Here is a 12,091-nt window from a genome sequence, read left to right on the forward strand (position 1 = left end):
CAACGCCGCCGCGGCCAGGCACTGGCCACGGGGGCGCAGCCCACGAACGAAGGACAACCGTGGCTACTACCGCGAAGCAGGGGGGCGCGGCCACGCGCTCGAAGGCACGATCCACGACGGGGAAGAAGGGTGGTCAGCACAAGGCGTTGAGCGTGCGGGACGGGGAGGACCCCTGGACCGCAGCCGAGCTCGCCGAGGTCCGCGAGGAGCTCGAGGGTGAGATCAGCCGGCTCCGGGCCGAGGTCGAGGAGGCCGAGCAGGACCTCGTCGACCTGAAGCGGAGCTTCGGCGACGGCGCCGGCGACGACCAGGCCGACGCCGGCGCGGCGACCTGGGAGAGGGAGCACGAGCTCTCCGTGACCAACAACGCCCGCGACCTGCTCGACCAGAACACCCAGGCGCTGGCCCGCATCGAGGCCGGGACCTACGGCGACTGCGAGTCGTGCGGCACCGCCATCGGCAAGATGCGGCTCCAGGCCTTCCCCCGTGCGAGGCTATGCATGACATGCAAGCAGAAGCAGGAACGCCGCTGACCGACCGGCCCCGCCGCCGCACCGGGCTCGTGCTGGCCGCGGCAGCGCTGTGGCTGGCGCTCGACCAGCTCACCAAGTACTGGGCCGAGCGTTCGCTCACCCGGGGTGAGTCGGTGCCCGTCGTCGGCGAGCTGCTCCAGTGGCACCTGACCTACAACTCCGGTGCCGCGTTCTCGCTCGGCACCAGCTGGACCGGGATCGTCACCACCGTGGCGAGCCTGGTGTCGATCGGAATCATCTGGCAGGCCTTCCGCACCCGCAGCCTGCCCTGGGCCCTCACCCTCGGGCTGCTGCTCGGCGGTGCCCTCGGCAACCTCGCCGACCGCTACCTGCGCCCGCCCTCGGTGGGGCTGGGTCACGTCGTCGACTTCATCCGGCTGCCGAACTTCCCCGTCTTCAACGTCGCCGACATCGGGGTGACCACCGCGGCCGGCCTCATCATCCTGCTCTCGCTGCGCGGCATCCGGGCCGACGGCACCCGGGAAGGGCAGGACGGTCCGGTCGAGGTCGCCTCATGAGTGAGGCGCGCGCCTTCAGCGTGCCCGAGGGCCTCGAGGGTGAGCGGGTCGACGCCGCGTTGGCCCGTCTCCTCGGGCTGTCCCGCTCCAAGGCGGCCGCCCTCGCCGCCGACGGTCAGGTCCAGGTCGGCGGACGTCTCGTCGGCAAGTCCGACCGGGTCAGCTCCGGCGACTGGCTCGAGGTGGAGCTGCCCCCCGTCGCGCCTCCGGCCGGCCTGGAGGTCATCGCAGAGCCGGTCGAGGGGATGCGGATCGTCCACGACGACCCCGAGATCGTCGTCGTCGACAAACCGGCCTTCGTGGCCGCACACCCGAGCGTCGGATGGACCGGTCCCACGGTCGTCGGCGGACTCGCGGCAGCGGGCTACCGGATCTCGACCTCAGGGGCACCCGAGCGGCAGGGCATCGTGCAGCGGCTCGACGTGGGCACCAGCGGACTCATGGTGGTCGCGAAGTCCGAACGGGCCTACACCGTGCTCAAGCAGGCCTTCCGTGAGCGGGTGGTGGAGAAGACCTACCACGCCCTCGTCCAGGGCCTCCCGGACCCGCACGAGGGCACCATCGACGCGCCCATCGGCAGGCACCCCGGGCACGACTACCGCTTCGCCGTGATGACGGGCGGCCGGCCCAGCATCACCCACTACGAGTTGCTCGAGGCGCACCGGCGGGCCAGCCTGCTGCAGATCCACCTGGAGACTGGGAGGACCCACCAGATCCGGGTGCACTTCTCCGCCCTGCGGCACCCCTGCTGCGGCGATCTCACGTATGGCGCCGACCCGACCCTCGCGCGCACCCTCGGGCTGGACCGGCAGTGGCTGCACGCCACCGCGCTGGCCTTCGAGCACCCCGGCAGCGGGGAGCGCGTCGAGTTCGCCTCCGCCTATCCCGAGGACCTCGACGTCGCGATGGAGCGCATCCGCGGCTGACCTGCCTGCCGCGGGTGGGGGGCTCGGGTAGCGTCGGTGCATGGGCCTTCTCGACCGCATCTTCGGCAGCTCACCGGCTCGGGGCAGGCAGTCCCGTTCCACCGGCGGGCGCGAGCCCGACCTCATCGCTGGCATGGATCGGCGGCCGATGCCCTCCGTGGACGACGCGGTCGCGGCCGAGGACGAGCGCGCCCTGGCCCGCTACCGCTACCTGCTGCGCACGGCTCCGCCGGAGCAGATCGAGCAGGCGCACGCCGAGGCCTACGCCCAACTGTCCGAGCAGCAGCGACAGAAGCTGCTCGCACAGCTCAGCCACGATCTCCCGCCCGGCGAGGCGCCGCGCACCGACCGACCCGACGAGCTGGCGCGGGCCGCGACCAGAGCGGAGCTGCGCAACCCCGGCTACCTCACCGGCCCCTCCTTCGCCGGACACGGCACGCTCTTCGCCGGCAACATGATGAGCACCATCGCCGGCGTCGTCATCGGGACCACGATCGCGCAGAGCTCCCTCACCGATCACGGTGCCGACTATGCGCAGTCGCCCGAGGCGGTCGAGTCAGGGGACCAGCAGGGTGAGCCTGCGGACGGCCCGTGGGAGCTAGAGGGCACGGGTGGCTCCGGGCAGGATGGGGTCGGTCCCGGTGGTGACCAGGGCGGCTGGGACGGCGGTGGCTTCGGCGACGGCGAAGGCTTCGACGTCGGGGGCTTCTGAGGCCGACACGCCGAGCGCGGCCCTGAGCAGCGACGGCGGCAGACGGGCGGGCGCCACGGCATACCTGTCGGTGGGGCGAACTAGGATCGGCGGTGATGTCAGCACCAAGCAGCCCCGTCCGTCGTGAAGACAACTTCGTCCACCTGCACAACCACACCGAGTACTCCATGCTCGATGGTGCAGCGCGGATCTCCGACATGTTCGAGAAGGCGTCCGAGCTCGGGATGCCGGCCATCGCGACGACCGACCACGGCTTCATCTTCGGGGCCTACGAGTTCTGGAAGACGGCGCAGCAGCACGACGTCAAGCCGATCATCGGGCTCGAGGCCTACGTCACGCCCGGCACCCACCGCACCGACAAGACGCGGGTGAAGTACGGCGACGGTGGGAGAGACGACGTCTCCGGTGGTGGCGCCTACACCCACATGACGCTGCTGGCGCGCAACAACAACGGTATGCACAACCTCTTCCGGATGGCCTCGCTGGCCTCGATGGAGGGCTACTACTTCAAGCCGCGCATGGACCGCGAGCTGCTGGAGACCTACGGCCAGGGGCTCATCGCGACCACCGGGTGTCCTTCCGGGGAGATCCAGACTCGGCTGCGGCTGGGGCAGTGGGACGAAGCCGTCCGCTACGCCTCGGACATGAAGGACATCTTCGGGGAGGACAACTACTTCCTCGAGCTCATGGACCACGGCATCCAGATCGAGCGGGTCGTGCGCCAGGACCTGCTCAAGCTCGCCAAGGAGCTGTCGCTGCCGCTGCTGGCGACCAACGACCTGCACTACACCCATCAGGAGGACGCCAAGGCGCACTCGGCGCTGCTGTGCGTCCAGTCGGGGTCGACGATGCAGGACCCGAACCGCTTCCAGTTCAACGGCGACGGCTACTACCTCAAGACCGCGGCGGAGATGCGCGAGGTATGGCGTGAGCTCCCCGAGGCCTGCGACAACACCCTCCTCGTGGCGGACCGGTGCGACATCTCGTTCACCGAGGGGGAGGGGCGCTACATGCCGCGCTTCCCCGTGCCCGAGGGCGAGGACGAGACCAGCTGGTTCATCAAGGAGGTCGAGGCCGGGCTGCACCGCCGCTACCCGGAGGGGGTCCCGGACTACGCCCGGAAGCAGGCGGAGTACGAGACCGAGGTCATCGTCGGAAAAGGTTATCCGGGGTATTTCTTGGTCGTCGCGGACTTCATCAACTGGGCCAAGAACAACGGGATCAAGGTGGGCCCGGGCCGTGGATCCGGCGCGGGCTCCATGTGCGCCTACGCCATGGGCATCACCGACCTCGACCCGATCCCGCACGGCCTGATCTTCGAGCGCTTCCTCAACCCCGAGCGCAAGTCGATGCCCGACTTTGACGTGGACTTCGACGACCGGCGCCGCTCCGAGGTGATCCGCTACGTCACCGAGAAGTACGGCGACGAGCGGGTCGCGATGATCGTCACCTACGGCACGATCAAGGCCAAGCAGGCGCTCAAGGACGCCTCCCGCGTCATGGGTTTCCCCTTCGCCATGGGGGAGAAGCTCACCAAGGCCATGCCGCCGAGCGTCATGGGCAAGGACATCTCCCTCGCCGGGATCCAGGACCCTCAGGACAAGAGGTATGCCGAGGCCGGCGAGTTCCGCGAGCTGCTCGCCGACGACGAGCACGCCGCGGAGGTCTACGACACCGCGACCGGGCTGGAGGGGCTGAAGCGGCAGTGGGGCGTGCACGCGGCGGGCGTCATCATGTCCAGCGAGCCGCTGCTCGACGTCATCCCGATCATGCGCCGCGACCAGGACGGCCAGATCATCACCCAGTTCGACTACCCGACGTGCGAGTCGCTCGGGCTGGTCAAGATGGACTTCCTGGGGCTGCGCAACCTCACCGTCCTCGACGACGCGATCCACAACATCAAGGACAACCGGGGCCAGGAGATCGACCTCGACGCGTTGTCCAAGGACATGACGGACGAGGCGACCTACCGGCTGCTCGGCCGCGGCGACACCCTGGGTGTCTTCCAGCTCGACGGCAACGGCATGCGCCAGCTGCTGCGGCTCATGCAGCCGGACACCTTCGAGGACATCTCCGCGGCGCTCGCGCTCTATCGCCCCGGCCCGATGGGCGTCAACGCACACACCAATTTCGCCCTGCGCAAGAACGGCAAGCAGGAGAACACCCCACTCGATCCGGAGCTCAAGGGAAAGCTTCAACCTGAGATGGAAGAAGCGCTGGCGCCCATCCTGGGCAACACCTACGGCCTGTGCGTCGCAGGCGACACGCCCATCCTCGACGCCGACTCCGGGGAGCGAGTTCCGATCGATCAGCTCGAGGAGAAGGTGAAGGAGGGCTTCTTCACCTTCGGGGTGGACGAGCGGGGCAAGGTCGTGCGTCGGCAGGTCACTCACTGGTGGCAGATGCCGGACAAGCCGGTGTTGACGGTCACGACCAACTCCGGTCAGCAGTTGCGCCTCTCCGCAGACCACCCGTTGCTGACGACCCGTGGCTGGATCAAGGCGGGAGAGCTCCGGCCAGGGCAGGACCGGATCGCTCGCCCCCGCGACGCTTTCGAGTTCACGACACCGTCATCCGTGACCCCGGACGAGGCGGCGCTCCTGGGATACCTCGTCTCGGACGGCTACCTCACGCTGTATGAGAACTCATTCATCAGCGCGAGCGCAGATCTGCGCGCCGAGGTATCCAGGTTGTGCGGGCGGCTGTTCGACGACACCTACCCAGTCGAGGACTGCCCCGACCGTCCGGCCCCCCGGATCCGCTGTGCGGCCGCTCGGGCGGGTTCGGGCAAGGGAGGGCACCCGCATCGAGGTCGGTTCAGCACCATCGGGATCAACACCTGGCTCCAGAGACTTGGGTACACCCAGAAGACGACATCCGCATACACGTTCGTGCCCGAGGTGATGAAGAGGGGCAGCCTGCTCGCGCGGCGCCGTCTGCTGGCAGCACTGTGGGATGGAGACGGCCATGTCGGGGCGAAGTTCGCCTTCTACAAGACGATCAGCGAGCGTCTGGCCAACGATGTCACCGAGGTGCTTGCCAGCGTCGGGATCCCGGCACGACTGCACCGCGCGGAGGAGTACGAGTCGACGAGGTCTGGCACTCAACAGGTGTGGATGGTGCATGTCTACGACGACCGCTTCTGGAGTCTCGTCACGCCACTCATGGTCGAGCAGCGCAAGGTCTCGGCGCGTGCCCGGCGACACATCGCGTCGCGCAGCCTGGGTCTCAACCGGCAGCGGATGCTCGAGCATGCGGCTGACGTGCTCCGCGAGGATGCGGCGCTGCCGACTCGGACGCGGAACGCCAGGGGTTGGGGTCCGGCCTCACTGTCGGGACTCCACCGGTATCTGTGGAAGCAAGGCCTCGTGGCTGAGCAGAAGACCAGCCACCCAGCCGACGGCGGGGGAGGCTTCTACCCCCTCAACGCCACGGCCGAGGCGTACCTCAGATCCATGGGTACCCCAGAGGATCGGTTCTACGCGTCCATGGACTGGACCAAGGTGACCGACGTGTCGGTGGGAGCGGCCGAGCCGGTCTTCGACATCACGGTGGACGACGTCCACAACTTCATCTCGAGCGGGATGGTCCTGTCGAACTGCATCTACCAGGAGCAGGTCATGGAGATCGCCCAGAAGCTCGCGGGCTACACCCTGGGCAATGCCGATCTGCTCCGGCGCGCGATGGGCAAGAAGAAGAAGTCGGTGCTCGACGCGGAGTACGTCCCGTTCTCGGAGGGGATGAAGGCCAACGGCTACACCGAGGAGTCGGTGGCCGCCCTGTGGGGCGTCCTGGTGCCGTTCTCGGACTACGCCTTCAACAAGGCGCACACCGCCGCCTACGGCGTCATCTCCTACTGGACCGGCTACCTCAAGGCCAACTACCCGGCCGAGTACATGGCGGCCCTGCTCACCAGCGTCGGCGACGACAAGGACAAGACGGCGCTCTACCTCGCCGAGTGCCGCCGCCTGCGCATCCCCGTGCTCCCACCGGACGTCAACGAGTCGATCGGCACCTTCGCCGCCGTCGGCGACGACATCCGCTTCGGCCTGCAGGCCATCCGCAACGTCGGGGCGAACGTCGTCGACGCGATCGTGCGCACCCGCGAGGAGAAGGGTGCCTTCACCTCCTTCGAGGACTTCCTGCGCAAGTGCCCCGCGGTGGTGTGCAACAAGCGCACCATCGAGTCGCTGTGCAAGGCCGGGGCCTTCGACGGTCTGGGGCACACCCGTCAGGGCCTGGTCACCGTCCACGAAAGGTATGTCGATGCTCTCGTCGACGAGAAGAAGCACGAGGCGATCGGGCAGGACAGCCTCTTCTCCGGCTTCGGGTTCGGGGACGACGCGGAGGGCGGGGAGCCGATGCAGATCGTCACCCTGCCGCCGGTGCCGGCGATCGAGTGGGACAAGACCGCCAAGCTCGCCTTCGAGCGGGAGATGCTCGGCCTCTACGTCTCCGACCACCCGCTCAACGGCATCGAGCACATCCTGTCCCAGCACGCCAGCGCCTCGATCCTGCAGCTCGTCGGTGAGGACGGCGCCAAGGACGGCGACTTCGTCACCGTCGCGGGTCTCATCACCAACCTGCAGCTCAAGCGCACCAAGAACGGCGATCCCTACGCCCGCGCGTCGGTCGAGGACCTCGCCGGGTCGCTCGACGTCGTCTTCTGGCCCAAGACCTACATGACCATCTCGACGATGCTCGCCGAGGACACCGTCGTCGTGGTCAAGGGCCGGCTCAAGAAGGACGACTCCACCGAGCTGCTGGCCAACGAGATGACGCTGCCCGACATCAAGACCGGCCCCCGCGGGCCGGTTGTCCTGACCCTCACGCCGACGCGGGTCAACGACGTGCTGGCGCACCAGCTCAAGGGAGTGCTCGCCAACCACCCCGGGGCCACCGATGTGCACGTCAAACTGCAGCAGCCGGGTCGCACGGTGCTCATCAAGCTCGACGAGGGCCTGCGCGTGACCGCGACGCCCGAGCTCTTCGGCGACCTCAAGGCGCTGCTCGGACCGGCCAGCGTCGGCAACTGAGACCCGCCGTCCCGGCGGCGACGGATGGGAGGCGGCGGCGAAGGCATACCCGGGGTAGCGTGGACCGAGTGACTGCTCGACCCGTTCCGCCCGCCGCCGCCCACGTGGACGTCCTCCGCTCCCACCACGGGGAGGACGTGGTCGATCCCTTCGAGTGGCTCCGGGACAAGAGCGATCCCGACGTGATCGCGCACCTCGAGGCGGAGAACGCCTACACCGAGGCGCGGACCGCGCATCTCGAGCCGCTGCGCGACCGCATCTTCGGCGAGATCAAGGGCCGGGTGCAGCAGACCGATCTGTCTGTCCCGGTGCGGCACCGCGACTGGTGGTACTACACCCGCACGATCGAGGGCGAGCAGTACGCCGTGCACGGCCGCATCGGCGTGGGTGAGTCGCCGGATCGTCCCGAGCTGGACCCGGGCTCGGCGCCCGACGGTGAGGAGGTGCTGCTGGACGGCAACGCGGAGGCGCAGGGGGAGGAGTTCTTCAGCCTGGGTGCCTTCGACGTGACCGCGTCCGGCGACCGGCTCGCCTACGCCGTCGACACCACCGGCGACGAGCGCTTCGACCTGCGGATCAAGGATCTGGGCACGGGGGAGATCATCGACGACGCGGTGCGCGGCATCGGCTACGGCACGGCCTGGTCGGCGACGGGCGACTACCTGTTCTACACCCGGGTGGACGACGCCTGGCGTCCCCACCAGGTCTGGCGACACCAGGTGGGGCGCCCAGCCGACGAGGACGTCCTGGTGCACCAGGAGGACGACGAGCGCTTCTGGATGGGCATCGGCACGTCGCGGGACGACCGGCACGTCATCATCGCGCTGGGGAGCAAGAACACCTCCGAGTTCCGGCTGCTCCTGGCCGAGGATCCGACGGGGGAGTTCGGCGTCGTCGCCCCGCGGGAGGAGGGGGTCGAGTATGACGTGGAGCCCGCCGGCGACAACCTCTGGATCGTGCACAACCGGGGGCACCGCGACTTCGAGCTCGCGGTCGCGCCGGTGGGCGCCACCTCCGCGCAGGAGTGGACGACGGTGCTGCCGGGTCAGGACGGCGTCCGGGTCAGTGGCGTGGATGCCTTCTCCGGACACCTGGTGCTGTCGCTGCGCCGCGACGGGCTGACCCAGGTGCAGGTGCTCCCGCTGTCGGTCGGAGGACGCCCGGTGGGGGAGGGCTACCAGGTCCCGGTCGAGGAGGAGGTCTACACCATCGAACCCGGCACCAACCCGACCTACGACTCCGACACCCTGCAGGTGCTCATCGAGTCGCTGGTGACCCCGCGCAGCGTCTACGACCTCGATCTCGCCAGCGGTGAGCTGGACCTCGTGAAGCGGCAGCCGGTCCTCGGCGGGTTCGACCCAGACGACTACCAGCAGCAGCGGCTGTGGGCGAGCGCCTCGGACGGCACGCGCATCCCGATCTCGCTCGTGGCCCGCCGCGACCTCCTCCCCGACGGCACCCACCCGGGACTGCTCTACGGCTACGGCTCCTACGAGATCTCGATCGACCCGGCCTTCTCGGTCTCCCGCCTGTCCTACCTGGACCGCGGGGTCGTCTTCGCGGTCGCGCACGTCCGCGGCGGTGGCGAGATGGGGCGGGGGTGGTACGAAGACGGCCGCATGGAGCATAAGGCCAACACCTTCACCGACTTCGTCGCCTGCGCGGAGCACCTGGTGGACAGCGGCTGGGTGGACCCGGACCGGCTCGGCGCCGAGGGGCGCTCCGCGGGGGGTCTGCTCATGGGGGCTGTCCTCAACCTGGCGCCCGAGCGGTTCCGCGTCGTCCACGCCGGTGTAGCTTTCGTCGACGCCCTCACGACGATCCTCAACCCGGCGCTACCGCTGACGGTCGGGGAGTGGGAGGAGTGGGGCAACCCCGTCGAGTCGGCGGAGATCTACCGACTCATGCGCACCTACACGCCCTACGAGAACATCCGCCCGGTCGACTACCCGGCGATCCTCGCGACCACCGGACTCAACGACACGCGGGTGTTCTACGTCGAGCCGGCCAAGTGGGTGGCGCGGTTGCGGGAGACCGTGACCAGCGACCCGCAGGCGCGCCCGATCCTGCTCAAGACCGAGATGGTCGCTGGGCACGGTGGCAAGACGGGCCGGTATGACGCGTGGAAAGAGACCGCCTTCGAGATCGCCTTCGTGCTCGACCAGCTCGGGGCGGCGGAGATCAGCGGCTGAGGGTGCAGGAGGGGGAGCCCTCGAGGGCGTCGACGGCGTCGCCCGCGCTGGAGCCCTCGGTGTCGGTGTAGGCGTCCTTCGCGGCGGTGAACCGCTCCATGTCGGCGGGACCCGCCGCCTTGTTCTCGGCCCAGGGCTCCTGAGCCTCCTGGAACGTGATGTCGCCCGCGTCGATGAGCAGTTGCTGGCCGAACCAGATGAGCGCGGCGGCGACGACCGCACCGATGACGGCGACCCAGGCCAGGCGTGGGCCAGCACCGGCTGCTTCTGGGGAGGAATGGCGTCCCGTGATGCCGGATGCTGCCATGTTTCGGTCGTGACTAGGGCATCGCGGCGGTTCGGCGACCCGCCACCCCCTCCCCAGACGCGCTGTCCTGCGCTACCATCGGCAGGGTCAACAACCGTAGATTTTCCGGTGGATTGCTAGTCAGGCAGTGAATCATCCTGCAAATCTGGCAGACTGCCGGATGAAGTCACCGACGAGCCGCACAGTGTGAGGAGACACCGCCGTGTCCGAACCGTTCAAGGTCACCTACGCCACCCTGACCGCCGACAACGAGGACCTGCACCGCGCCTACGAGGCCGGGGTGGAGACGGCGCGCGGCTGGCTCGGCGCGGAGATCCAGGCGCCGGGCGACCCCGACCCGGGTGAGCCGGTCGAGGTCCACAGCCCCGCGGACCCCTCCATCCTCATCGCCCGGGTCCGGGCCGCCTCGCCCCAGGCGATCGAGACCGCGGTCGCCGACGCACGCGCCGCCGGTCAGGAGTGGGCGGCCATCCCCTGGCAGGAGCGCCTCCCCGTGCTGCGTGCCGCGGCAGACCTCATCAGCGAGCGGGCCCATGAGCTGGCGGCGCTGATGACCATGGAGGTCGGCAAGAACCGGCTCGAGGCGATCGGCGACGTCGAGGAGTCGGCGGTCTTCTTCCGCTACTACTGCGACCAGGTGGAGGGCAACGGCGGGTTCGAGGCCGCCATGGAGCAGCTGTCCGACACCGAGGTGACGCGCTCCGTCCTGCGCCCGCACGGCGTCTGGGGAGTGATCAGCCCGTTCAACTTCCCCATGGCCCTGGCGGCCGGTCCGGCGGCCGCAGCCCTCGTGGCAGGCAACGCCGTCGTCCTCAAGCCCTCGGTCCAGGGGACCCATGTGGCCTGGAAGCTCTACGAGATCCTGCTGGAGGCCGGGCTCCCGGAGGGGCTCATGCAGTTCCTGCCCGGTGGGGACGAGGTCGGCAAGGCGGTCGTCGGTCACAGCGGCATCGACGGTCTCACCTTCACCGGCTCCTACGCGGGCGGGATGTCGGTCATCGACGCCTTCCGCAGCGACTACCCGAAGCCGGTCATCACCGAGATGGGCGGCAAGAATCCGACGATCGTCACCGCGAGCGCCGACCTGGGGAAGGCGGCGCAGGGCATCACCCGCTCGATCGCCGGCGCGTCCGGGCAGAAGTGCTCGGCGTGCTCCCGCGTCTACGTGGATCGGGCGGCGCACGACGACCTGGTGCAGGCCCTGGGGTCGGCGCTCGAGGACGTCGTCGTCGGTGACCCGTTGGACCGGGCCACCTTCACCGGCCCGGTCATCGACGCCGACGCCGTGGAGCGGTTCCGCGCCGCGGTCGCCCACGCGCGCGAGGCCGGGGGCACGATCGTGGCCGGCGGGGAGGTGCTGCAGGGCGCCGACGGGCTGCCCGGCTACTACGTCCAGCCGACCCTCATCACGGGGCTGCCCGCGGACGACGAGCTCTTCGAGACCGAGCTGTTCGTCCCGCTCGCCGTCGTCGCGCCGGTCGACTCGCTCGACGAGGCGCTGGAGCGGGCCAACGAGACGATCTTCGGCCTCACCGCCGGCCTCTTCGCGGGCGAGCAGGACGAGATCGACCGGTTCCTGGCCCAGATCGAGGCCGGGGTCGTCTACGTCAATCGCCCGGCGGGGGCGACGACCGGGGCCTGGCCGGGAGTGCAGCCCTTCGGCGGCTGGAAGGGCTCGGGCAGCTCCGGCAAGGCCGGTGGCGGGCTGCACTACGTGCAACTCTTCATGCGCGAGCAGTCCCAGACCGTCGTCGGGGCCTGACCCGACCGCACCGCCGGGCGACGCCACGGCCGCCCGCGCCGACACGACACCACACCCACCCGACCGGACCGACGGTCGAGCCACACCGCATACCCACGACTGTCG

8 protein-coding genes are annotated in these 12,091 nt (G+C 69.3%); 7 read left to right on the forward strand and 1 reads right to left on the reverse strand.

All coding sequences use genetic code 11. The features are described 5' to 3' along the window. Positions 1–152 precede the first annotated feature (152 nt). The 6 genes from AC5PYY_RS10110 (at position 153) to AC5PYY_RS10135 (ending at position 9,917) form a co-directional block, all read left to right on the forward strand. A complete protein-coding gene (locus tag AC5PYY_RS10110) occupies positions 153–533 on the forward strand; it encodes a TraR/DksA family transcriptional regulator (protein WP_493896689.1) in 381 nt (126 codons plus the stop codon). Next, positions 506–1,051, forward strand: coding sequence for a signal peptidase II (gene lspA, locus AC5PYY_RS10115; RefSeq protein WP_493896690.1), 546 nt, complete (start codon positions 506–508; stop codon positions 1,049–1,051). The genes AC5PYY_RS10110 and lspA overlap by 28 nt, the downstream gene beginning before the upstream one ends. Beyond that, positions 1,048–1,977: an RluA family pseudouridine synthase gene (locus tag AC5PYY_RS10120; RefSeq protein WP_493896691.1), complete on the forward strand. Its 930-nt coding sequence runs from the start codon at positions 1,048–1,050 to the stop codon at positions 1,975–1,977. Before lspA ends, AC5PYY_RS10120 begins: the two co-directional genes overlap by 4 nt. Before the next feature lie 40 nt (positions 1,978–2,017). Then, a complete protein-coding gene (locus AC5PYY_RS10125) occupies positions 2,018–2,689 on the forward strand; it encodes a hypothetical protein (protein ID WP_493896692.1) in 672 nt (223 codons plus the stop codon). A 95-nt stretch (positions 2,690–2,784) separates the two neighbouring features. Next, positions 2,785–7,725, forward strand: a complete 4,941-nt coding sequence (gene dnaE / locus AC5PYY_RS10130) for a DNA polymerase III subunit alpha (RefSeq protein WP_493896693.1) — start codon at positions 2,785–2,787, stop codon at positions 7,723–7,725. Positions 7,726–7,793: 68 nt separating this feature from the next. Beyond that, positions 7,794–9,917, forward strand: coding sequence for a S9 family peptidase (locus AC5PYY_RS10135; RefSeq protein WP_493896694.1), 2,124 nt, complete (start codon positions 7,794–7,796; stop codon positions 9,915–9,917). On the opposite strand, the gene AC5PYY_RS10140 is transcribed toward AC5PYY_RS10135, so the two are convergent. Next, the gene (locus AC5PYY_RS10140) at positions 9,907–10,224 is read right to left on the reverse strand and encodes a hypothetical protein (RefSeq protein WP_493896695.1); all 318 of its coding nucleotides are present in this window, start codon (positions 10,222–10,224) and stop codon (positions 9,907–9,909) included. The genes AC5PYY_RS10135 and AC5PYY_RS10140 overlap by 11 nt on opposite strands. 202 nt (positions 10,225–10,426) lie before the next feature. Between AC5PYY_RS10140 and AC5PYY_RS10145 the strand changes: the two genes are divergently transcribed. Beyond that, positions 10,427–11,986, forward strand: a complete 1,560-nt coding sequence (locus tag AC5PYY_RS10145; protein ID WP_493896696.1) for an aldehyde dehydrogenase family protein — start codon at positions 10,427–10,429, stop codon at positions 11,984–11,986. Positions 11,987–12,091 lie beyond the last annotated feature (105 nt).

The organism is Serinicoccus sp. JS2-9 (genome assembly GCF_059025165.1).